23 protein-coding genes are annotated in these 22,600 nt (G+C 45.8%); 19 read left to right on the forward strand and 4 right to left on the reverse strand.

From position 1 onward, the window contains the following. Positions 1 to 93: 93 nt before the first annotated feature. From GQS10_RS19420 to GQS10_RS19490, 16 genes are all read left to right on the forward strand, one after another. A complete protein-coding gene (locus GQS10_RS19420; protein WP_166245354.1) occupies positions 94 to 1,425 on the forward strand; it encodes an ABC transporter substrate-binding protein in 1,332 nt (443 codons plus the stop codon). A 67-nt stretch (positions 1,426 to 1,492) separates the two neighbouring features. Further along, positions 1,493 to 2,377 (forward strand): carbohydrate ABC transporter permease, encoded by an 885-nt coding sequence (locus GQS10_RS19425; protein ID WP_166245356.1) that lies wholly within the window; start codon positions 1,493 to 1,495, stop codon positions 2,375 to 2,377. Positions 2,378 to 2,390: 13 nt separating this feature from the next. Continuing rightward, positions 2,391 to 3,218 carry a carbohydrate ABC transporter permease gene (locus GQS10_RS19430; protein WP_166245358.1) on the forward strand — a complete coding sequence of 276 codons (828 nt, stop codon included), beginning with the start codon at positions 2,391 to 2,393 and terminating at the stop codon, positions 3,216 to 3,218. A 43-nt stretch (positions 3,219 to 3,261) separates the two neighbouring features. Further along, positions 3,262 to 5,223: a glycoside hydrolase family 127 protein gene (locus tag GQS10_RS19435; protein ID WP_166245360.1), complete on the forward strand. Its 1,962-nt coding sequence runs from the start codon at positions 3,262 to 3,264 to the stop codon at positions 5,221 to 5,223. A gap of 254 nt (positions 5,224 to 5,477) precedes the next feature. Further along, the gene (locus GQS10_RS19440) at positions 5,478 to 7,523 is read left to right on the forward strand and encodes a carbohydrate-binding protein (protein ID WP_166245362.1); all 2,046 of its coding nucleotides are present in this window, start codon (positions 5,478 to 5,480) and stop codon (positions 7,521 to 7,523) included. A gap of 361 nt (positions 7,524 to 7,884) precedes the next feature. Then, complete coding sequence (locus GQS10_RS23725) at positions 7,885 to 8,007, forward strand: hypothetical protein (RefSeq protein ID WP_341805103.1); 123 nt, start codon at positions 7,885 to 7,887, stop codon at positions 8,005 to 8,007. Positions 8,008 to 8,228: 221 nt separating this feature from the next. Next, entirely contained in the window at positions 8,229 to 8,354 is a 126-nt protein-coding gene (locus tag GQS10_RS23575; protein WP_279538036.1) for a hypothetical protein, read from the forward strand. A gap of 106 nt (positions 8,355 to 8,460) precedes the next feature. Continuing rightward, complete coding sequence (locus tag GQS10_RS19455; protein ID WP_166245366.1) at positions 8,461 to 8,607, forward strand: hypothetical protein; 147 nt, start codon at positions 8,461 to 8,463, stop codon at positions 8,605 to 8,607. A 114-nt stretch (positions 8,608 to 8,721) separates the two neighbouring features. Then, on the forward strand, positions 8,722 to 8,913 hold the full coding sequence (locus GQS10_RS19460; protein ID WP_166245368.1) for a hypothetical protein: 192 nt from the start codon (positions 8,722 to 8,724) through the stop codon (positions 8,911 to 8,913). A gap of 1,152 nt (positions 8,914 to 10,065) precedes the next feature. Next, positions 10,066 to 10,641, forward strand: a complete 576-nt coding sequence (locus GQS10_RS19465) for an HD domain-containing protein (RefSeq protein ID WP_166245370.1) — start codon at positions 10,066 to 10,068, stop codon at positions 10,639 to 10,641. 20 nt (positions 10,642 to 10,661) lie between these two features. Beyond that, entirely contained in the window at positions 10,662 to 10,868 is a 207-nt protein-coding gene (locus GQS10_RS23825; protein ID WP_424991811.1) for a TetR family transcriptional regulator, read from the forward strand. Positions 10,869 to 10,906: 38 nt separating this feature from the next. Then, positions 10,907 to 11,032 carry a hypothetical protein gene (locus GQS10_RS23830; protein ID WP_424991812.1) on the forward strand — a complete coding sequence of 42 codons (126 nt, stop codon included), beginning with the start codon at positions 10,907 to 10,909 and terminating at the stop codon, positions 11,030 to 11,032. Between the two features lie 53 nt (positions 11,033 to 11,085). Further along, positions 11,086 to 11,778, forward strand: a complete 693-nt coding sequence (locus tag GQS10_RS19475; protein ID WP_243735282.1) for a DUF2306 domain-containing protein — start codon at positions 11,086 to 11,088, stop codon at positions 11,776 to 11,778. 271 nt (positions 11,779 to 12,049) lie between these two features. Further along, positions 12,050 to 13,021, forward strand: a complete 972-nt coding sequence (locus tag GQS10_RS19480; protein ID WP_341805102.1) for a sigma-70 family RNA polymerase sigma factor — start codon at positions 12,050 to 12,052, stop codon at positions 13,019 to 13,021. Positions 13,022 to 13,094: 73 nt separating this feature from the next. Beyond that, positions 13,095 to 13,526, forward strand: a complete 432-nt coding sequence (locus GQS10_RS19485; RefSeq protein WP_166245374.1) for an SRPBCC family protein — start codon at positions 13,095 to 13,097, stop codon at positions 13,524 to 13,526. 363 nt (positions 13,527 to 13,889) lie between these two features. Beyond that, positions 13,890 to 14,726 (forward strand): alpha/beta fold hydrolase, encoded by an 837-nt coding sequence (locus tag GQS10_RS19490; RefSeq protein WP_166245376.1) that lies wholly within the window; start codon positions 13,890 to 13,892, stop codon positions 14,724 to 14,726. A 169-nt stretch (positions 14,727 to 14,895) separates the two neighbouring features. Here GQS10_RS19490 and GQS10_RS19495 read toward each other — a convergent pair whose 3' ends face one another. Together GQS10_RS19495 and GQS10_RS19500 are read right to left on the reverse strand one after the other, a co-directional pair. Then, positions 14,896 to 15,342, reverse strand: a complete 447-nt coding sequence (locus GQS10_RS19495; RefSeq protein WP_166245378.1) for a MarR family winged helix-turn-helix transcriptional regulator — start codon at positions 15,340 to 15,342, stop codon at positions 14,896 to 14,898. 162 nt (positions 15,343 to 15,504) lie between these two features. Continuing rightward, entirely contained in the window at positions 15,505 to 16,452 is a 948-nt protein-coding gene (locus tag GQS10_RS19500) for a DMT family transporter (RefSeq protein ID WP_166245380.1), read from the reverse strand. Positions 16,453 to 16,640: 188 nt separating this feature from the next. Between GQS10_RS19500 and GQS10_RS19505 the strand changes: the two genes are divergently transcribed. After that, the gene (locus tag GQS10_RS19505; RefSeq protein WP_166245382.1) at positions 16,641 to 17,987 is read left to right on the forward strand and encodes an aminotransferase class I/II-fold pyridoxal phosphate-dependent enzyme; all 1,347 of its coding nucleotides are present in this window, start codon (positions 16,641 to 16,643) and stop codon (positions 17,985 to 17,987) included. Positions 17,988 to 18,008: 21 nt separating this feature from the next. Here the strand turns inward: GQS10_RS19505 and GQS10_RS19510 are convergent, their stop codons facing one another. Beyond that, positions 18,009 to 19,400: an MFS transporter gene (locus GQS10_RS19510; RefSeq protein WP_166245384.1), complete on the reverse strand. Its 1,392-nt coding sequence runs from the start codon at positions 19,398 to 19,400 to the stop codon at positions 18,009 to 18,011. 118 nt (positions 19,401 to 19,518) lie between these two features. Between GQS10_RS19510 and GQS10_RS19515 the strand changes: the two genes are divergently transcribed. Then, a complete protein-coding gene (locus GQS10_RS19515) occupies positions 19,519 to 20,409 on the forward strand; it encodes a LysR family transcriptional regulator (protein WP_166245386.1) in 891 nt (296 codons plus the stop codon). Here the strand turns inward: GQS10_RS19515 and GQS10_RS19520 are convergent, their stop codons facing one another. Next, a complete protein-coding gene (locus GQS10_RS19520) occupies positions 20,410 to 21,321 on the reverse strand; it encodes a LysR family transcriptional regulator (protein ID WP_166245388.1) in 912 nt (303 codons plus the stop codon). It lies immediately after the preceding gene. A gap of 129 nt (positions 21,322 to 21,450) precedes the next feature. Here GQS10_RS19520 and GQS10_RS19525 point away from each other — a divergent pair, with 129 nt between their 5' ends. Continuing rightward, complete coding sequence (locus tag GQS10_RS19525) at positions 21,451 to 22,413, forward strand: DMT family transporter (RefSeq protein WP_166245390.1); 963 nt, start codon at positions 21,451 to 21,453, stop codon at positions 22,411 to 22,413. Positions 22,414 to 22,600 lie beyond the last annotated feature (187 nt).

The following is a 22,600-nucleotide window of genomic DNA, read 5'->3' on the forward strand; positions in this document are numbered from 1 at the left end:
CCAGCCTTTCGGTATAGTAAAGGTGTGGTTATGAAAGCGCTATACATGACGCTGTAATAGCCCACACCATACCGATCATGGAGGGTCTTTTATATGAAAAAATGGTCAGTCGCAATTGCTTCGCTCATGATGCTGGCATTACCGCTGACGGCTTGTAGCGATAACAACGCCGGCGGCACAAACGCTGAGAATTCCGGTAATGACGGAAAAAAAGAACAGGTAACCTTGAAGTTCATGGGTTGGGAGGTCAGCCCGCTGGAGACGCAGAGTGTCAAACAGGGACTTGAGCAGTTCATGAAAGAAAACCCGAACATAAAAGTGGAATACACGACGATCCCGGGTGGTACGCAGTACGTTGCTAAGATGCAAGCGATGGTACTCGGCGATGAAGCGCCGGATGTGTTCTTCTTACAAAGCGATTACTACCGTGACTTCGTCAAACGGAACAGTCTGCTCGATATTACGGACTACGTTACGACAGAGGGCGTTTCCGAAGATTTGATCGACTCGGCCGTCCAGCTTAGCACGGTGGACAATAAATATTACGGCATCGAATCCTGTATCGTGGCGCCGGTGCTCTATTACAACAAGGATATCTTTGATAAAGCAGGAGTTGCCTATCCGCCAAGTGATCCATCCAAAGCTTGGACATGGGATGAGTTCGTTAAAACGGCCAAAAAACTGACAATCAAGAACGGCGATAAAGTCGAGCAGTATGGCGTTTATGGAATGGAGACCTATTACAACCTTATAGCAGAAATAATGAGTAACGGCGGCAACTGGTTTACAAGCGACCTGAAGGCCTCCGCGGCTAATACTCAGGAAGTGAAAGAAGTTCTTCAAGCCGTCTCGGATCTTCGTAAAAAGGAAGGGGTAAGCCCTGAAGGGAAGTTACTGACAAACAGTGGCATGAGCGCGGCGCAAATGCTTCAAACCGGCAAAGTTGCCATGCTCGTAGACGGATCGTGGGCGCTTCAAGAACTATCCCAAATGAAGTTCAAGGTGGGCGTGGGCGTTCTGCCGAAGTTCGATGAGGCCGTTACACACGGTCAAGCGCATATGCATGTTGCATCGGCTAATACGCAGCATCCGGAGGAGGCTTGGAAGTTGATTAAGTATCTCTCCTCTGAGGACTACCAACTGCAGAACGTTAAGGCTGGATTGTGGCTGCCGAACCACAAATCGCTGTATACCGAACAGGGAATTCAGAAGTGGCTGACAGAGGGCGTTCATCCGGACGGGTTTAAGGAAATGATTCCTTACTTCACTTCCTCCAAACCGTACCCGTATGCTTTGCTCAGCAGCCAGAAGATTCAGGAGGATACAACTGCAGAGCTTGATAAGTTCTTCCTGAGCGATCAATCAATCGATCAGACCGTGCAAAACATCGAAAGCGTCGTTAATAAAAGCCTAGCCAGACAATAAAACAACAAGCTGCGTTTGGGGGGGAAGCTTTCCGCGTCCCCCTCTACGTCTGCTCCGGGGTGAGATGATGAAATCTATAAAGCCAGTTCTCTATAAAGACGGTTTCTGGGCATTCCTCATGCTGTTGCCGAATTTGATCGGCTTCCTTATGTTTTTGCTGCTACCCGTGCTTGCCACATTTGTAATCAGCTTCTCGAGTTGGAATTTAACCGATTCCTTCGCTTTTAACGGAATCGATAATTACAAGGAACTGTTCCAAGATCCGGTTTTCATGCAGGTCATGGGTAATACGTTCTACTTCACGATTGGCAGCGTACCAATCGGCATCGTAATCTCGCTACTTCTTGCCGTTTTCCTGAATCAGAAGCTTCGGTTTATCCGGTTTTACCGGGCTGCATTTTTCATTCCCGTCATCTCGTCTATGGTCGCCGTATCGGTCATTTGGCAGTGGATTTATAATCCAGAATACGGATTGCTTAACTATGCACTCTCTTGGTTCGGCATTGACGGCCCTGCTTGGCTGACAGACCCACAGTGGGCTATGCCGACTGTTATCCTAACGAGCATCTGGAAGAGCTTGGGCTTTAACATGCTTATCTTCCTAGCAGGACTACAATCGATTTCTGAAAGCTACTACGAGGCGGCCGATATCGAAGGAGCCAAATGGTATTCGAAATTTTGGCATATTACGCTGCCGCTTCTTTCACCAACGACATTCTTCGTCACGGTCATGTCCATCATCAATTCGTTCCAAGTGTTCGATACGGTTTACTTGATGACTCAGGGCGGCCCTGCCCGGACCACTTCAGTACTTGTCTACTATATCTTCCAGAACGCATTCCAGTATTTCCGCATGGGTTATGCTAGCGCAATGGCATATGTGCTGTTTTTTATTGTGCTAATTATAACGTTCATCCAATTCTGGCGCCAGAAAAAATGGAGCATCTATTAAGGGGGAGGCAGTCATGAAGTCACATATTTGGTTAAAACCGACCGCACATATCATCTTGCTGATCGGGTCTATTATCATGCTGTTTCCGTTCATTTGGTCGATCTGCACATCGCTGAAGAACGTCAATGAGGTATTCACATACCCTCCGCGTTTCTTTGGTGAGGAGCTGAAATTCTCGAACTATACGAATATGACCGATCGATTCCCAATCATTCAATTCTTCTTTAATACGCTTAAGATTACCGTTATCGTCGTTGTTTTTCAGCTTATAACAAGCTCGATGGCAGGATATGTGTTCGCTAGGCTGCGGTTTCGCTTCCGTGAAGGGCTGTTTGGATTATATTTGGCAACCTTGATGGTACCGGCTCAGGTGACGATGATTCCAACCTTCTTGTTGATGAAATATTACGGGCTGCTGGACTCTCATTGGTCGCTCATTCTCCCAAGTCTTGTGTCCGCATTCGGTACGTTTTTGCTGCGTCAATTTTTCTCAACGATCCCGGAGGCACTGGAGGAGGCGGCAAAGATCGATGGCTGCACGCCTTTCGGAATTTACTGGCGTATTTTCGTTCCATTGTCCAAACCGGCTCTGGCAACACTCGGCATTTTCATCATGTTGGGGACCTGGAACGATTTCGTCAACCCGCTCGTCTTTATCAACTCAATGAGCAAAATGACGCTTACGTTAGGGCTTGCCAACATGCAGGGGCTGTATTCAACAGACTGGCCGGCCTTGATGGCGGCGACGGTAATTACCATTCTGCCGATTCTTATCGTATTTCTAAGCGCACAGGATATCTTCGTACGAGGCGTTACACTATCGGGATTGAAGGAAGGGTAGCATGGGAAGCAGGCAAAGCAATGAAGAAGAAGGAGTGCAAACGATGACAGCAAAAAAGATGAAAACAACAACCGGAGCGCTGCGCGATATCCGCATTCAGGATCCGTTTTGGTCAGACTATATCCGGTTGATCCGAGATGTCGTCATCCCTTATCAGTGGGAGGCGCTCAACGACCGTATCCCTGACGTAGAGCCGAGCCATGCGATCCAGAATCTGCGAATCGCGGCAGGAGAAGAAGAGGGTTCATTCTACGGCATGGTCTTCCAGGATAGCGACGTGGCCAAATGGCTGGAGGCCGTCGCCTACTTGCTGGAAAGCGAGCCAGATGCCGAATTACAGCGGATGGCGGACGCCGTTGTCGACCTGATCGCCAAAGCACAGCGCGAAGATGGATATTTGAACACGTATTACCAGTTAAAAGAGCCAGGAAACGAGTGGACGAATCTATGTGAATGCCACGAGCTGTACACGGCAGGTCATTTAATTGAAGGCGCAGTTGCCTACTGGCACGCGACCGGCAATACGAAGATTCTTAATGTAGCCTGCAAGTTCGCGGATTATATCGGTACGGTGTTCGGGCCGGAACCTGGACAAATTCACGGTTATGACGGGCATCAAGAGATCGAACTGGCGCTCGTGAGGCTCTACCGGACAACGGATGAAGAGCGCTACCTGCAGCTGAGCCGTTACTTTCTGGATGAACGGGGCCGTACGCCTTCCTTCTATGATCAGGAGTATGAGGCACGCGGCCATACACATCATTGGGAATCGGACTTCATGATCAAGAAGAAATCATATAGCCAGGCACATGCGCCTATCAGGGAGCAGCAAACGGCTGAAGGGCATGCCGTACGCCTCGTCTACATGTGCGCTGCGATGGCGGATATTGCGCTGGAGTCGGGCGATGTGAGTTTGCTTACGGCATGCAAGAACTTATGGAACAATATTGTCACAAAGCAAATGTACGTGACCGGGGCGATTGGCGCGATGGCGCAGGAGGAATCATTTACGCTTGATTATGATCTTCCAAGTGATACGGCCTACGCAGAGACATGCGCGTCCATAGGGTTAATCTTCTTCGCTCAACGGATGTTGAGATTGGAACCGGACAGCAGGTACGCCGATGTCATGGAGAGAGCCTTATACAACACGGTACTAGGGAGTATGTCCAGGGACGGAAAGCATTTCTTCTATGTCAATCCGCTGGAGGTATGGCCGAAGGCATGCGGCGTCAATCATGGATATGACCATGTCAAGACCGTCCGCCAAGGCTGGTTCGGTTGCGCCTGCTGCCCGCCGAACGTAGCACGCCTCCTCGCGTCGCTTGGTCAATATATCTATACGATCGATGATTCTACAGTCTATACGCATCTATATATTGGCGGCGAGGCCGATCTCATGGTTGGCGACAACCGCATTATGTTAAAGCAGCATTCTGAGCTACCGTGGCAAGGGAATGTGCGGTTAGGCATCCGTACAGATGCAGAGACAGGCGCTATGTTTGCGCTGGCTCTAAGGGTCCCGTCATGGTGCAATTCTATGCATATCCTGATTAATGGTGTACCGCACATACCGGTCATTCATAATGGTTATGCCCTTATCCGCCGTACATGGATGGACGGTGACAGAATCGACCTGAGCATACCGATGGAGGTCTTGCGCATAAAAGGGCACCCGCTGCTTCGCGAAACGAGCGGCAAGGTCGCGATTCAACGCGGGCCTCTCGTCTACTGCTTGGAAGAAGCGGATAACGGAGAGCACCTTCACCGACTATACGTCGGATCCTTCCAGGCGGCCGAGACGGTATTCGAGCAGAATGTGCTCGGGGGTGTTCAGATGATCCGAATGGAAGCCTCGCGGCTGTCAGATGAAAACTGGAACGGCGAGCTGTACGCCTCAAACGTGAATTCGCTATTCGAGCCCGCCACGGCTACGTTCATCCCTTATTACGCATGGGCAAATCGCGGAGAAGGTGAGATGGCGGTCTGGGTGCGGGAGAGGTAGATCAGATACTAACGAGAATAACCTTGGTTCCGTCGTTTCGGAATGAGGTTATTCTTTTTTTTGAAGGTGGTTTCCTTGGTGAAGAGCGCTTCATGTGAAGCCCAAATATACGACAATTATCCAAAAAAATTGTAATTTCCGATTTCTAACGATTTAGTATATTAGGAATGTAAGCGATACCAATTCTATCCCCTGGAGGTGAAGTGGAGTAGTTGAGGGTTTAACGTATTGATTAATATACGGAGGTGTTTTAAGTGAAAAAAGTATTGATGTCAAGCATGGCAGTAGTTCTGTTAGGAAGCGCGCTATCCGCCGCACCAGCCCAAGCAGCATCTGATTTGACGGTCGATCTTTCCAGCGTCATCGGTCCGGTCACCCATAGCTCTGCAGGTTCCCTTTATGGCGTAATTGAAAATAAGCCTGACAATAATCTTTTTCTACCTTTGCGCGCCAAAGCTTACATTAATCCTGCGGTATCAGGCTATCAGCAGCCATGGGGGGCGGCTATTCCCGTCGCGCAGCGGTTGGCGCCATCTGGCAGTAAAGTCACAATCCGTCTAGCTGATTGGTATACCGGCTGGTATGATTATACGAACTTGACGGATTGGTTCAACAAGTTGACCACGACGGTCAATGACGTAAAGGTCGCTGGACTTACGAATGTATACGGTTACGAGTTGTGGAACGAGCCTGATGGTACGTGGAAAGGCAAATATGTAGGTACGATTGATTACAGTGACAGTTACGTAGAATATACCGTCAACGTCCCGACGACCAAGTCCTACGCCGTAACGGTTCGTTATGCGAACGGTACAGGAGCGGCTTCCTCTCATCAGGTTAGCGTCAATGGCGGCAGTCCGGTAACGGTCTCGTACCCGAGTTCCGGTGGCTGGTTCAATACTGGTGCGGCATCAACGATTACACTGAACTTAAATTTGACGGCTGGCAGTAATAAAATACGATTCAGCAAAGGGAGCACAGGGTATGCCGAATTGGATTACATCGACGTAGCCGGAGGCAGTCCGGTACGATACGAGGCTGAGAACGGTGCGGTTAATCACAGCAATGTATACAATAGCGGATATGCTTCCTCCGACATTTCCGGTAATCTGACTTTTCGTGAGTTTTTCAGCGAGACCTACAAGAAGTTGAAGCAACTTGATCCGTCGGCCAGATCAATCGGCCCTTCTTTGGCCGGGTATTCGCACTATGCCATGGTTGATTTCATGACCTATCAAAAAGCGCAAAATACACTACCGGAAATTACCTCTTGGCATCAACTGTTAAACGAAAATTTCACGGCCCTTCATAACGATTACCGTGCAATTGAAGCCTCGCTTGGTATTACTCCGCGGCCCATCTCAATCAATGAGTACAGCGGCGCAGGATGGTTAAATGATGAAGGAAAGCCTGGCGTTGTCGCTCCTTTGATTGCTAAGTTCGAACGTCTTAAGGTTGATACAGCGATGCAAAGCTATTGGGATGTACCGAATCCAGGCCGATTAGGAACGCTTCTCGCAAACGACACGCAGCGGAATGGAGGCTGGTGGTTCTACAAATGGTATGGTGATATGTCTGGAGATATGGTTAGCGTCACACCTCCAAACGTGAACGATATTCTTGCGCTAGACGGGTTTGCCAACGTGGACGCGACGAAGAAGTATGCCAGCGTCCTATTCGGCGGGGTAACGGATGGAACCGTCAATGCAGTCATTAAAAATTTTCCTTCGTTCTTCGGCGGCAACGGAAGCAAAGTACATGTACGGGTGGACTGGACACCGTTCGTCAATCGAAGCACGGTCGTCAACACGACCAATACGCTGCTTGAGGGCGATTATACGATTAGCAACAATCAAATAACCGTCCCGATGACGGGGTTGTACAATAACGACGGCTATCGTATTTATATCACGCCGTATGGGCAGGCGACCAACGTATACGAAGCCGAGGATGCAGCGGTCAACAGCGCGAACATCGCTTCCAACGGTGCGGCATCCGGCGGTAAATACGTCGCCCAAATCGACCATAGCGACAGCTACGTCGATTTCTATGTCAAAGTGCCGACCACCGGAAGCTACACGATGACCATCCGCTATGCCAATGGTACCGGAGCGAACGCCACGCATAACCTAGCCTATAATGGTGGTCCATTTTCGACGGTTACATACCCAGCAACCGCTGGTTGGGGTCAATTTGGAACGGTGAACGTCAGCGTGAATCTAACTTCCGGCGACAATATTATCCGGTTGGCCAAAGGAAACACAGGGTATGCGGAGATTGACAGTATTACGATTAACTAGCTAAGGATCAGCACTTGAATCAAAAGCCGCCGGAGCGCTCTGGCGGCTTTTGGCTATATTATGCATGGGCTAATCGGGTGAGAAGGCGAGATGACCGTTTTAAATGAGGGAGAGATAGCAATTATATTAGTAAAACTCTTAGTCCGGTGACCGGACTAAGAGTTCTTAATTTGCAGCCTGTCGTCGTCGTGGACGAAGCGCATCTCCTGGACCGAGAGATGCTAGAAGAGGTGCGGTTCCTGCTCAACTTCAAGATGGATGCTCAGAGTCCGATGTCGCTGATCCTGGTCGGGCAAAGCGAGCTGTGGGAGCGACTCCATCTGCAGGCATACGCTGCCATTCGCCAGCGAATCGATCTACAGTGCGAGCTTCCACACAGCGTACATTGGCCGGCATATGGCTTACGCCGGCGCGGATCGAGATGTCTTCACGGACGGAGCCATCGACGACGTTTACCGCTTCTCCAGCGGTGCGGCCCGTCTGATAAACAGTCTATGCACGCACTGCCTGATCTACGGTGCACAGAACAAACATCGCATCATCGATGATCATATGGTCAAGCGCGTGATCCAAGGGGAATTGTCGTGATTCCCCTTTCAGCATAGCTTCATGCGGACAGACTGACCGTCAATAGCAGGACAACTTACGCCGTCAACCGCTGGACGTTATGCGTTAGCAGTAACAAGTATGAAGGCGTTCGATTTTATGGGAGCTGGTTATCAGTACGACGAGCGAAACCGCCTAACACAAGTGATTAATGACGTAGGGAAAACAGTGGGTACCGATATAACGGTGACGGCTTACTGTACGAACGTACAGAGAATGGAGTAACTCATCGTTACTACTATGATGGCAGCAATATGATTGCTGAGGGAGTAGTGAAGAACGGACAGGTCCGTTGAGTTTGAATTTTGTATACTATGTGATAAATAATCCGTTGAAGTTTATTGATCCAACGGGGTATGCACCAAAACAATCTTATGAAAATATTGCAAAGTTGATTGACTCAGCAAGTAGAGTGAACGAAGATTTTTCAATGTATTGGGATGTAAGAGGTGAATTGGGTTCTATTGCTCAATTTTAATGCCAAGTCAAAATAATAATGATTTTCTGTATTTATTTAATATGCCGATAGGAAATCATTATGCTTTAGAAGGAAATACCTCCGAAAACCGAGATTGGGCAAGACAATATTTTAATGAATAAACTAGGTAATAGCAAATTGAGGACTGATAATAAAAATTATAAAGCACAAAAGGCGGCGGCAGCAAAAAGCTATTCCGAGACGGGAGTGCTTGGTCCAAGAATTTCAAAGCCTGACCCGTTACTGAGCGCAGGTAAGGGTTTAGCAAAAGGTTACTTTGGAGGAATTGCTACTGGTGGTTTATAAGGAATAGGCAGTGATTATTTTAAATATGATATTTATGCTACTTATAGTGATGTAGGTTTGCAGGGAACCGTTTATTATAGGGGACAATCTTATTGGAGTCTATCAGCACCTGATACTTTTCAATCTAGTGGAGTACATGGAACGGTTACTCATTCAGTTTTCGGAGATTGAACAAGTTGCAAATTGAAAAAGGTCGTCTAGGTTTTATCCTAAATGACCTTTTTTCAATTAAAAAGTTTTATAATAATGCTTAATGATAATGAGAAAATTATGGCAATTACCATTATTTGTTTATCGAAATAATGATTCCAAACAATGGTTTTTCCGAAAAATGTATCAATGATTAATAAGAGAAAAGTACGAAATAAGAATAGTAGAAAAAATCCAAAAAAATAAACGATAAATGGTAATTCCATACTAAATTACCTCCAATATATGATTGTGAACATTATACTATACTTCCACCATGGATGTATAAGACGACAGCTGTCACCTTGCAGTTGAATAATTTCACTCTTGTGAAGGATCGGTCTAGGATTGCCGTTGTAATTGCCTGGATCACCAAGCAACCCTGCCCATTCCCTCGGCCACCAGAAGAGTGCAATCTGACATCCTAGCATAGGAATAACGTATTTGTTCAAGAGAACTGGCCTTTCATCAAGCTAGCTCTCTTTTTTTGCGTTTTTTCGGCGTTAGGGACTACACGGTGGACTTGAATGTTATCGGCTTAAGAGGGCAGCTGTCATTCAGAACTTTTTCAGCATTTTGGGAATAATCCACACTGCTCGTAGCGTGCTCGCCAACACTGAATTTATCGTTACTGAATCAGGCGACATAGGTCGCAAGGAACCGGTAGAATTGTTCAATATCACAGGCATGCAGATTTCATGTATTTGCGAACGTTAATTTGCGGAATACTCCAATTCAAAAAGACGATATTGGAGACATTCCCGCTTTCCATTATCGCGGTTTGATCTTGACCGGGGCTTCCTATCCAAGATTCCGCAATTAAGAAATCTTTGGAAGCTTTAGAGGGCGCAACTATTGAAAACGAATCAGAAACTGTGCTAACATAAAAGATACCGATCGGTTTCTTTTATGTGTTACCATAGATATACTTATTTATTTAACGAGGAGAGTAGTTACATACACATGAATTCTCTGTTTATTGTTCCAGAAAGCAAGTTGTCCGTTGATGCGACTCATTATGTACGAGAACTTTCGACCCAGACCCTATTCAATCATTTGATAAGAACATATGCTTTTGGTTATATGATCGCTCAGAAGAATGATCTGAACATTGATATGGAATTGCTGTATCTCGGTTCCATCATGCATGATTTAGGCTTGACCGAACCATTCGCAGACAGGGAGCGTACTTTTGAAATCGAGGGCGGAGAGGCGGCTTGTCATTTCTTAGTTCAACATGGTTACCCAATCGAAAAGGCGGAAATCGTGCAAAAAGCGGTCGAACTGCACGCCACCGTCGAAGCGGAAAAAAACCAGCCTGAGATTGCACTGGTACATTTAGGGGTTATGGTTGATGCAGGTTTTCGGGTCGATCTTTTTCCGAAAGATCTTATTCACCAAGTCATCGAAGAATACCCGCGTCTCGGGATTAATCAAAAAATGATTGAGCATTTTACTTACCAGCTTCAGAAAAAAAACGATACAAAATTGATTCAGATTATCGAAGCAGCCAAACATCATTCCCATTTCAGTGAATGATGCAATCCGGAGGTGGAGACATGAAAAAAGGCGAGCAAACCCGCAGACACATCATTAGCAAATCAGCCGAGCTTTTTAACCTGCAAGGATATGCCGGTGTCTCTCTCAACGAAATCACAAATGCTACGGGCTTTCAGAAAGGGGGCATCTATAAACATTTCGTCAATAAAGATGAAATTGCAATGGAAGCCTTTGAATATGCCGCCGAGACTGTACTGAGGGGATAACGAATGGGGAATTCAAGTCCAGCATCGATCAAGACAGCATAGCCTCTTTTCTTATTGTCGCGCTTGAAGGCGGAATTATGCTGAGCAACCTTGAAGAAGACAATCGGCATATTCATTACAGTACGAATCATATTTCTGCTTTTTTGAAGACATTGGTAGCCTAACCTATGCATTTAGTTGACTACCTACCAATTCACGCTAACCCCAGGAGAACAACATGCGGTCAAGAATTGAAACCGGAGGTTACGGTCCATTGAATAACATTGAATCATGTTACCGATTTATGGTCGGAATCTGTATGTTATTGATCCTTTACATCATTGTAAAGAACTATATTATTGATTTTGAATTTGAGGGATTTTTAAGCCATAAAACGGGAGTCAAGCATAGGCTGAATCTCACGGTTTGGTTAAACGTAGTGTATGTTCATATCGGTTTTGCCTGCATAGCTATGGCGGTTGGGCTGCTTAATTTTTCATATCGCATCTATCATAATAGACGCAGGCTCCACCGTATCAACGGATATATTTATGTTGTGTCTGTGTTTATCGTTGTGCTTACTTCCGGATACTTAGCTCCGCACGCCACTGGAGGAAAAATAACCAGCATTGGCTTTAATGTACTAAATATAATATGGCTGTACGTGACCACAGTGGCGATGATTCACATCAAGAAGAAAAGAATTATCCAACATCGAAACTGGATGGTCCGAAGTTATGTCTTCTGTTATACGAATCTGACAATTCATCTTGTTACTGCGCTACTCAATCAAGGATTTGGATACGAATACGTATCAAGCTACACAATTGGCGTCTATGCCTCCATCGTGCTGCTGCTAACTATTTCCGAGCTTGTCATCCGAAAGATATCAGATGAAAGGCTTATCGGAAGAGCTACACATATATCCTAAATAAATGTTTTAAGTCCAGTTGTTTTTAGAGTATTATGGTGGATCGGAGTTGAAAAGGTAAATTCTGAACCAAAGATAGAGTTAGAACCAGAATTAAGCGATAAACTTCTAAATAAATGACGGTGTATAAACTTTTGCCTATTGCCAACCGAATAGAAAGATTCACTCACCCGCAACATAAATAATGGTAAAAAAGAGATAGCAGGTGATGTTTGTTAGTTGATATAATAGAGTCAATCATTAACATATAGAGGTTAAGAAGTTTCTCTCCATAAAGGAGGCTCAGATGAACGAAACAGCATTAGAGCTCCAGTTATTTGATAACTTAAAGCCGGAGTTAACATCGTTCTGCTACCGAATGCTAGGATCCATCGATGACGCAGACGATGCTGTTCAGGAAACCTTTATTCGTGTTTGGCAAGGCTGGAACTCGTTCAGGCAGGAATCTTCATTCAAGACGTGGGTTTATCGGATTGCATCAAACCTATGCCTGGACAAGCTCAGACAAGCCAAACGACGCACTCGTCCTGTTGACTTTTCCGACCCTGCAGTATCCATCATTGAACCCCGCGAAACGCTGCCCGACTCAACTTGGATTTGGCCCGCCCCTGATTTCTCAGCAAATCCAGAGGATCTATTTATTCGCAAGGATACGCTACAACTTTGTTTTATTACAATCCTACAAACTTTACCTCCTCGACAACGTGCAGTTCTTATTTTGAAGGATGTTTTCGAATGGACCTCGAAACAGATCGCAGATACTTTAGGAATGTCCCCGGCTGCGGTGAACAGCGCCCTGCAAAGAGCCAGAGAAACGATGGACCGAGCAAAGCTTCGTTCTAACGAATTTAAAATGGTAAATGAACAACCTGATCATGAGCTGCTGTCACGGTATGTGCAAGCCTTTGAGCAATTTGATATTGATGCGCTGGTAGCGTTGTTTCATGAGGAAGGCCGTATGTCCATGCCGCCTTTTGCGATGTGGGTGCGCGGCAAGGACGATTTGTTCAAATTCTTTACGCTTACACGCTGGCATTGTGAGGGATCTCGGTTTTTGCCGATTACGGTGAATGGTGGGTATCCTGCTTTTGCGCAGTATATGCCAAGCAAGGAAGAAGACTGCTTGGTGCCATGGGGGATTCACGTCATTGAAAGTAAGGACCAAAAGATATTCCACGTTCAAAATTTTATAAGCACAAAATTATTTTCCCGATTTGGGCTTCCTGAACAAATACACCGATGAATTTTGCAATCTCATTTCGTCTAAAGAAGTGAGAAACAAAATAATAAATTTAATATGAGAGGTGTCCTTTACAATGGGAGCAAGCAATTCAACGAAAGTAACCGTACAGTCCGTCATTCAAGCACCGATAGAAAAAGTGTGGAGGTATTGGACCGAGCCGCAGCACATCATGAAGTGGAATCAAGCTTCGGACACATGGCACGCGCCGAAGGCGGAAAACGATCTGCGGGTCGGCGGCAAGTTTCTTACAAGGATGGAAGCGAAGGACGGCAGTGTAGGATTCGATTTCTTCGGAACGTATGACGTTGTGAAAATGCATGAGCAGATTTCATACACACTTGGCGATGGGCGAAAGGTAGAAATCACCTTCGTCAATCAAGGGGACGAAACGAAGGTAGTCGAAACGTTCGACGCAGAAAGCACGCATTCCATTGAAATGCAGCAGGCAGGCTGGCAAGCGATTCTGGACAATTTTAAAAGATATACGGAAGAGTCCAAGGTTTGACCAGTGTAATAGGGCCGAAACCTCCAATCCATATCATGCGGAATGTCCCTCGATAAAATGGCACTTGACTTCCATGCTGCAGCCATCCATGGGCGGGAGCTGTATTGCGAGCCGGCGGATCACGGATTCATGTATCAATACGCCATAAACGTAAGACCATCCGAACAGGATGGTCTATATTTTTAGTTCTTGTAAGGAGGATGGCCATCCTGGTGATCGTGGAAACGCGGTGAAACGTTGAACATCGCCTAAATATATTTTTTACAATTTAATTGTTGACAATATTTATTAGATCCCATAATATGGGTGTATAAGCTTTTGCGATATAAAATTTTGCAAAACCAAAAATGGAGGGATGTACAAATGGCAAAGGTTACGGTTGGACATGAGAATGGAACAGCAATCGAGCTTCATTACGAGGATGTAGGAACAGGCAAACCGGTTGTATTGATTCACGGTTGGCCGCTTAGCGGAAGGTCTTGGGAAAAGCAAGTGCCTGCACTCGTGGAAGCTGGTTTTCGTGTAATCACGTATGATCGCCGCGGGTTTGGTCAGTCTTCCCAGCCTTGGAACGGTTACGACTATGATACGTTCGCTGCGGATTTGCATTCCTTGATCCTGCATCTGGACCTTCACGAAGTGACACTGGTTGGGTTTTCAATGGGGGGCGGAGAAGTGTCGCGTTACATCGGCACTTATGGAACGGATCGTGTGGCAAAAGCGGTGCTGGCTGGCGCAATCCCTCCATTCCTGCACAAATCCTCGGACAACCCGGACGGCGGATTCGACGATGCGACAATCACTGGATTCCTTGAAGGGGTCAAGGCCGACCGGTTATCGTTCCTGGATACGTTCACGACCAACTTTTTCGCCTCGGGGGACAGAACCGATCTGGTTTCCGAAGCGTTTCGACTATATAACCGGGACATTGCAGCTTTCGCGTCGCCGAAAGGTACGCTCGATTGCATCTCGGCATTCAGCTACACGGATTTCCGCGGGGATTTGGAGAAATTCAACCTGCCAACGCTTATCCTTCATGGTGACGCCGATGCGATCGTACCGGTTGAGATTAGCGGGCAGAGAGCGCATGAACAGATCGCAGGCAGCCAGCTAGTGGTGATTAAAGGCGGACCGCACGGCTTCAATGCTACGCACGCTGAGGAATTTAACAATGCATTGGTGAAATTCTTGAAAGGCTGATTTGGATGAGGAGCTGCGCTTCCCAAGGGGGGCGCAGCTCCAAATATTTTGAGGTACAGAATTCATACCATAAAAAAATCCACACCAGCAATCTGAACTGCACCCCAATGGTTAGACACGATCTAACCATTGGGGCACTTCAATCTTGGAGTGGATTTTTCCATGTAGATTATTTGTCCGTAGTGTTTACATTCCTTAGCAGATGCAATATTGCTGAATTCAGCTGGACAAGCTCCTCTTCCTTCATACCCGAGGCTAGCAGCAGCGATTGTGGAACACAAGCAGCCTTTTCTTGTAGAGACATGCCTTCCGGCGTGATATGGATGTTCACGACACGTTCATCCTTGGTGTCCCTTTCTCTTCTAAGGAGTCCGGCACTTTCCATCCGCTTTAGCATTGGGGTTAGCGTGCCGGTATCAAGATCCAGCGCTTCACCAAGCTCCTTGATCGTACTTTTCTGTTTATCCCACAGCGTGACTAGAACTAGATACTGAGGATATGTCAGTTGAAGCTCGTCCAGATAGGGGCGGTAAACCCGCAAGATTGCTCGAGAACAGGCATACAACGAGAAGCATAAATGTTCTTCAAGTTTAAGGTCATGCTTGTTTGTTTCCATGATGCACCTCGCACAGTCGTTTGTTGTAATTATTACTATGATAACAGAAACCATTCCACGATGATATATTTTCTGAAATAAAATCACTCACAATTTAAATCCTGATGAGATTAGATCAAGGTAGGCGAGTGATTGGATTGGAGATTGTGGCTGCAGCAGCTCTCATACATCTGCACGTTCTGCCTTTAACATTTTCTCCGCTGTAGGTTTTTGCCCCAACCGATTGGTTCCAATGACTCCCGCTATAATCATCACCGACCCGATCAAATGATAAACCGTAACCTCTTCCCCGAGAAATATCGCTCCCGCCGCTATGGAGACGATCGTAGAAAGATTGGTAAAAACGCTCATTTTCGAAGCTTCCATCTTAGACAGGATATAGTTGGCCAGCAGCGCAGTGACCAGCGAGGAACCGATACCCAAGAAAAGGATCGATAGGACAAAGGTGCCGCTGGAGAGCGGAGTGAAGAAAAGCTGGAGCGTTCCGGCCGCCGCATGAACGGTGAACGAAATAGCCAGAAACACGGCGAATCCGATTCCCAGCATCAGATAAGTGATTTCCGCCGGGCGGAACTGCTTGGAAAGCGAGCGCGCCAACACCGTATATCCGGCAAAGGCGACGCAGGTCAATAATAACAACGAAATCCCCGTCAGATTCGACAAATCAATGCGGCTGCCCTTCATAACAAAAATGAAGACAACGCCAAACACGGAAAGAAAGATCGACAGTTTTTGTAAAAAGGTCGTTGCTTCTTTTAAAAATACGGAGGCGACGATCATTGTTACGACCGGAGTGAAGGCGTACAAAATACCTCCCTCAGCGGAGGTGGCGTGCTGCAGCCCAAACGCTTGAAGCGTGAAGAAGGCAAGCGGGTACATGGTTGCGAGCAGCAGCACTTTATACAGCGGCTTGCCGCGGTATTCAAGCTTTACCCATCCGAACGCTACTGGTACGGACATGACTAAAAACGAAGCGGCAAAGCGGAATGTCAGAGTGTCGAGCGGACCGGTATATTCGAGCGCGAGCTTGGCAAACAAAAAGGACATTCCAATAATGACCGCGTTAAGAACGGCGAAAAAATAAGGAAGCCGTAAGTCTCTTGAGTTCATGGTTACATCATCCTCTCCTACAGAACGGCAGCGTGTTCGCGAACATCTCAACCGCTGCTTTGAGGATATGACAATATGGCAGTGCGAACAATGGCATTTTATCAAAACTGTATCGATACAGTTCTTTGTCATTATAGTAAACTGAATAGAGGGAAACTAAAAATTTGGGTAAATGATAGGGGCATAGGGTGAAAAAGTATTTTTTGATTTTATCCGATATCGAGAAGAAGATCCGGGAGGGGCTATACACTTCGGGCCAAAAGCTGCCTTCCGTTCGCATTGCTGCAGAAACCTATGGGTGCAGCATCAGTACGATCACGAGGGCATACGCGGAATTGGAGAAACGCCATGCTATATATTCGGTCCCGCAAAGCGGTTTTTACGTTGTCGTGAAGCCGGGAGATTGGCGAGACAAGAGAGATGGCAGGATGATCAACTTTGCAACGGTATTGCCGGATATAGATGCGTTTCCGTATTTGGATTTTCAGCATTGTTTAAACAAAGCGATTGACATCTACAAATACGACCTATTTACCTATGGAGATCCGCAAGGGCTGGAGTCTTTTCGCCACACGCTGGTTTCTCATTTGGCTAACGATCAAGTATTTGCAAAAACGGAGCGAATTTATATTACTTCAGGAGCGCAGCAGGCACTGGAAATTTTGGCGAAAATGCCATTTCCCAACGGTAAAACAGCGGTCTTGATTGAACAGCCCAGTTATGATCGATACTTGCGATTTTTGGAGAGGGAGGCCATTCCGGTATATGGCATCGCTCGTACGGCGGAAGGTCTTGATCTAGGGGAATTGGAAGAGAGGTTCGGCAGCGGCGAAATCAAATTTTTCTACACGATGTCTAGATATCATAATCCTCTTGGCACTACTTGCAGCTTGGAAGAAAGAAAGGCAATCGCAAGGCTGGCTCGTAAATACGATGTGTATGTCTTGGAGGACGATTACATGGCCGACCTTGGCACAGAGCGCCAGTTTGACCCGATTTACGCATACGATGGGGGTTCGCATGTCATCTATGTGAAGAGCTTTTCCAAGATCATCTTCCCCGGGTTAAGGCTGGGCGCAATTGTATTGCCGGAACGTTTGCTAAAGACGTTTCATGCTTACAAGATTTACCCCGACAGCTCGCTTTTGTCCCAGGCGGCACTCGAAGTATACATCAAGAATGGCATGTACGAGCGGCACAAGCACACGATAGGCAGCCTGTATACGTCGCGAATGCGCGCGTTAACAGAGTCGGTAGAACGGTATAATGAACCAGGGCTGATGGAAGTGCCCGATATTCATTCGGGCATTTATACACATTTTAAAGTGAAGCCAACGGTGAATATAGAGCGACTTATAAAGCGGCTCGTTGAGAGGAAGATCAGTGTCGTGTCAAGTAAAGACTTCTATCTATCGAATCATTTGGAGCGGGAGAAGTTTCTGCGGATCAGCATTTCCCAGACGCAGCCTGAGCAAATTGATCAAGGGGTAAAAGCCATCGTTGAAGAAGTAAGACGAGCAGACGGAGTTGGATGATAAGACTTGGCAGTTCGTAATCTACAAATGATCGAGTTCAATTTGCTTTTGCTCTTTGCGTCTCAAGAACATCAACACCAGTGACAATGCAGTGATTGTGAGAATAATCCCAAGGAGTTGAAGTCCCCCGTAACTAAACTTATCTCCCATGATGATACCGATCAATAACGAAGAAAGAATGGCTCCCAAGTTTCTTGATGTATTAAATAATCCAGAAGCCACACCAATGATTTCTTTTGGACAATTGTTGAATAAGGCAGCTTGCATACCGACACTGTTTAATCCGTTGCTCAGTCCAAATGCTGCTAATGCCACACAAACACCGATCATCGGTGCAGATTGATTCAATGCAACAAGCCATATTGAGCCAAACAGCATCAGCATTGCAGAAACAAGAAGTGCGGGGCGAGGTCCTAATTTATCGATCCAGCGTCCTGCCATCGGAGATGCGATTAGCGAGCTTAAGCCTAAGGTAAGCATAAGAACTCCTGTGTGGAATTCGCCGATATGAAGCACCAGCTGCAAGTAAGACGGAATCCCGAAGAAGAGAGTGTAAAAAAGCACGTTAACGATCAAGAATTCGACGATGATCCAAATAATTGCAGGATGTTTGGCAAATGTTCGCAAAGGAATAAAGGGTGATATGGTTTTTATCTCATGTCGTAAAAACGTACCTAGGGCAACGAAGCCGATTAGTAAGAAAATAATATGTGAAATTGAAACATATCCGGAAGATTTTGCGGCTAGTAAACCAATGAGAAGGGCAATTAGACTCGTTGAGAAGAGCACGATTCCTAAAACATCAAATAAATTCATCCAACTTCGAATGGAAATACCTAATGCAACGGGTTTAGGAGGTGTATCCTTAGGAATCATCCTCCATGAAAATAGGAGACTCGCTGCCAGAAACGGTACATTAACAATGAAGATAGCAGGCCAATCCCAAAAATGAATCAAGACACCGCCAATAAAGGGCCCAATGGCAGCTGCTCCGGATTGGAAGCTGGACATGATGGAAAGCGCAGCAGCTTGTTTCTCTGTAATATGAATTCGAACAATGGCCATCCCAACTGATATCATCATGCTTGTTCCAATGGATTGCATGATGCGAAACAAGACGAGCCACCCAAAGTTTGGTGAGAGTGGAGCAAATATTGATGCGACGAAGACTACAAGGAGCCCTGTGATAAAGACTTTCTTGCGGCCGATTATATCACTTGCTTTTCCCATGACAGGCTGGGCGACAGCACTTGCAATGTAAAAACTGAAGATAATCCAAGAAACAACTGTAAAATCGAGATGATACGCCTGCTGCAACCTTGGAATCGCAACGGCAACCATCGAAGAGTTTAATGGATTTAATAGTACTCCCAATCCAATAGAAATCAACAACCATCTGCTGCGGCCACCCATTTTGTTCCCTCCTCCAGCGTCTTGATGTCATCGTAATCGAAACTGTTTATTTACTCCAACGCATTTTGTGCTATGATTTCATAGATTTGAAGGAATGAATAAATGAGTGGGGGATAGAATGGAACTTCTTCAATTGCAATACTTCCTTACGGTGGCTCGGATGGAACATATGACTGAAGCAGCACGAAGTTTGCACGTTACACAATCGTCACTAAGCAAAACCATTCAACGCCTTGAAGAGGACCTAGGGGTCCCACTTTTTGATCGAATCGGAAGGAGGCTCCGGTTAAATGAATTCGGCAGTAAATTTTTTTTCCGTGCAGAGAGAGCTTTGTTTGAATTGGAACAGGGGAAGCAGGAGCTTCGAGATTTGTCCGGCCCGGAACATGGCACAATTGAATTGGCGGTGACCAACGCAAGCACGCTGCCAGATATTCTTCGAAAGTTTGGGAAGAAGCGGCCCTACATCCAATTTCATGTGCAAATGCTGACCACGCAGGAAATGGTAACACTCCTGCATCGGGGAGAGGTCGATCTTTGTTTGTCCTCGCCACCAATTTTAGGGGATGACATTGAATGTCAAATCGTGTATGCCGATCCTATCCTTGTAGCTGTTCCATTCGGACATCGTTTGGCTGATCGAAGCAGAGTATCTTTGGCTGAATTAAGGGATGAACGGTTTGTCGGTGTAAAAAGAGGATACCTTACTCGAGACCTAGTGGATTCCGTATGCGAATCGGTTGGATTTGCGCCTAATTATGTATATGAGGGAAATGAACCTGCAAGGTTAAGCGCTCTGGTAGAAGCGGGAATTGGCATTGCTTTCATCCCTAAAACAGCAATGAATTCAAGGGAACAGATTCATTATCTTCAAGTCGAAGAACATGAATTAGTACGGGAAATCGCTTTATTATGGCACAAAAGCCGGTACATTTCGCGAGCTGCTCGAGAGTTTCGTGAAGTCGTTGTAGAATATTTTGAGTCTTTAACTTCTTCGACAAATTCCTAATTAATGTAACCTTGCGCCTAGACCCGATTTCGTTGTTCTCCAAACGTTATATTCAACCAGCTGTTCAACTTCTCTGATGAAGGCTGCGGCTGCGGGAGATGCTGCTTGCTGTGATTTGAGCACCACACCAATGGTTCTGGGCGAATTTGGAAGTAAGCGGATGATTCTCAACCGCGGTGGGGGTAGATCTACAGCCATTTCGGGTACGATGGATATCCCAAGTCCTCTATCGACCATGGATACAATCGTGCGGGTATCTTCGAATTCAAATGTAATATTGGGCTGTACATTGTGCTCTTTGAAAATTTGCTTTAGCAGCACGTCGCAGCCGGACTTCGGCATGATAAAAGGCTGCTCGCTAATTTCATCGATACAGACGGTTTCTTTTGCGCTGAATGGGTGATTCTGCTGTACAATTACAACGAGCTCATCTTCCCAGAGGGGGATAAAATCCAGATGACCAGGGTTAATGGCAGAAAATCCAATATCAATAACTCCTGTAGAAACCCATTCTTCAATCTCGTAATAGCTGCCTTCGAAGATTTTTAGCTCGATTTTCGGATACTTTTCTTGGAAATGTACAATGATGTCGGGCAATTTTTTGGCAGCAAAACTGGGGAAACAGCCAATGTTAAGGATTCCTGACTCCACTCCGGCGATCGCAGCGGCTTCTTGCTTAATGAGTTCCACCTTGCCGAGAATATCGAGCGCGTGCTGGTAGATTTTTTGCCCTTCATTGGTTAAGCTGATTCCAGACCGATTGCGATACAATAGCGTAAAGCCTAGCTCCGCTTCAAATGCCGATATAATGTGGCTCACAGCAGATTGGGTCAGGGACAGCATTGCTCCCGCTTTCGTAAAGCTGCCGGCCTTCACGACTTGAACAAAAATCTCAAACTGCTGCAGTGTCATTTTCAAGCCTCCATTTCATGAATGGATTTCATGTTAAATATTATAAAAATTAATTTTACTAATGTAAATGAGCGGCTTATAATTTGTACAGAAGTTCCATTGATACGACTTAAGGAGGAAATACTTATTTTGGACAAAAAGAGCTTGTATACAAACGTGAAATTCGTAGCGCTTATCGCATCCATATGCTGTTTATTATGGGGGAGCGCGTACCCTTCGATCAAAATTGGCTATCAGTTATTTAATATTTCTGCCGGCGATATACCCTCCCAGTTTGTTTTTGCCGGGTACCGCTTTATTCTTGCAGGGGTAATTTTGCTGATCGTGGCGAGAGCATTCGGACGAAAGGTGTTTTCTTTTTCCGCCAAACAATTTGGAAGCCTGGCCGTTCTGGGCTTGGCCCAAACCACCCTGCAGTACATATTTTTCTATATTGGTCTTGCTAACACTACCGGAGTCAAGGGCTCTATCATGAATTCCACGGGTACGTTCTTCAGCGTAATTTTAGCTCATTATATTTATAAAAATGATAAATTGAGCGCTAACAAAGCCTTAGGATGTTTAGTAGGGTTTATTGGAGTTATGGTTGTTAATTTCAGCAGCAATTTGCTGGATTTTTCGTTCCGTTTTGTTGGTGAAGGATTTGTCATCATCGCAGCGTTGGTGTTCTCCGTAGCAGCTATTTATGCGAAAAAATTAACGAAAACGATGGAGGTTATACTCGTAACAGGCTACAGCCTTTTTCTCGGAGGAATCGCATTGACACTTCTAGGAATGTTTTATGGGGGAGAGGTACACTCTTTTACACTAGCTTCAGCATCCATCCTTATATACTTGGCTGTATTGTCTTCCTTGGCGTTCTCTTTATGGAATATGCTTCTGAAGTACAATAAGGTCGGGTCGGTATCGGTTTATAACTTCCTCATTCCTATCTTTGGGGCGATCCTCTCGTCCATCTTTTTGGGGGAAACGATAATGGAAATCAAGAACATTGTTGCTCTTTTGTTTGTCTCCTTTGGAATTTGGATGGTTAATAAGGAAAGTATGAAAGCGAACCGGCTTGTCGGAAAAGTGGAAGGGATCGGCAGTTAAATAGTAGTTAGAGGAATAACAAAAACCTTGATACGTTGGGAAATCCCAATGGTCAAGGTTTTTTTATATAGAAATCCTTTAATAGGGATACACGTCATTTATTGGATGGAAATGGCGAAAGTTTAGAAAAAAATTACATTGCCCTAACGTTCTATTAAATAATCTATTAGAAAATGTAATGTAATCT

Origin of the sequence: Paenibacillus turpanensis (assembly GCF_011421635.1) — a bacterium.
GTDB classification, from domain to species: domain Bacteria; phylum Bacillota; class Bacilli; order Paenibacillales; family YIM-B00363; genus Paenibacillus_AK; species Paenibacillus_AK turpanensis.

Coding starts and splice junctions, on each gene's coding strand:
- GQS10_RS19475 (WP_243735282.1), top strand. CDS start 11,086: ATGCGGTCAAGAATTGAAACCGGAGGTTACGGTCCATTGAATAACATT.
- GQS10_RS19460 (WP_166245368.1), top strand. CDS start 8,722: ATGAATAAACTAGGTAATAGCAAATTGAGGACTGATAATAAAAATTAT.
- GQS10_RS19490 (WP_166245376.1), top strand. CDS start 13,890: ATGGCAAAGGTTACGGTTGGACATGAGAATGGAACAGCAATCGAGCTT.
- GQS10_RS19495 (WP_166245378.1), bottom strand. CDS start 15,342: ATGGAAACAAACAAGCATGACCTTAAACTTGAAGAACATTTATGCTTC.
- GQS10_RS19430 (WP_166245358.1), top strand. CDS start 2,391: ATGAAGTCACATATTTGGTTAAAACCGACCGCACATATCATCTTGCTG.
- GQS10_RS19520 (WP_166245388.1), bottom strand. CDS start 21,321: ATGACACTGCAGCAGTTTGAGATTTTTGTTCAAGTCGTGAAGGCCGGC.
- GQS10_RS23825 (WP_424991811.1), top strand. CDS start 10,662: ATGAAAAAAGGCGAGCAAACCCGCAGACACATCATTAGCAAATCAGCC.
- GQS10_RS19420 (WP_166245354.1), top strand. CDS start 94: ATGAAAAAATGGTCAGTCGCAATTGCTTCGCTCATGATGCTGGCATTA.
- GQS10_RS19425 (WP_166245356.1), top strand. CDS start 1,493: ATGAAATCTATAAAGCCAGTTCTCTATAAAGACGGTTTCTGGGCATTC.
- GQS10_RS23575 (WP_279538036.1), top strand. CDS start 8,229: ATGGGAGCTGGTTATCAGTACGACGAGCGAAACCGCCTAACACAAGTG.
- GQS10_RS19515 (WP_166245386.1), top strand. CDS start 19,519: ATGGAACTTCTTCAATTGCAATACTTCCTTACGGTGGCTCGGATGGAA.
- GQS10_RS19465 (WP_166245370.1), top strand. CDS start 10,066: ATGAATTCTCTGTTTATTGTTCCAGAAAGCAAGTTGTCCGTTGATGCG.
- GQS10_RS19485 (WP_166245374.1), top strand. CDS start 13,095: ATGGGAGCAAGCAATTCAACGAAAGTAACCGTACAGTCCGTCATTCAA.
- GQS10_RS19435 (WP_166245360.1), top strand. CDS start 3,262: ATGACAGCAAAAAAGATGAAAACAACAACCGGAGCGCTGCGCGATATC.
- GQS10_RS19510 (WP_166245384.1), bottom strand. CDS start 19,400: ATGGGTGGCCGCAGCAGATGGTTGTTGATTTCTATTGGATTGGGAGTA.
- GQS10_RS19500 (WP_166245380.1), bottom strand. CDS start 16,452: ATGAACTCAAGAGACTTACGGCTTCCTTATTTTTTCGCCGTTCTTAAC.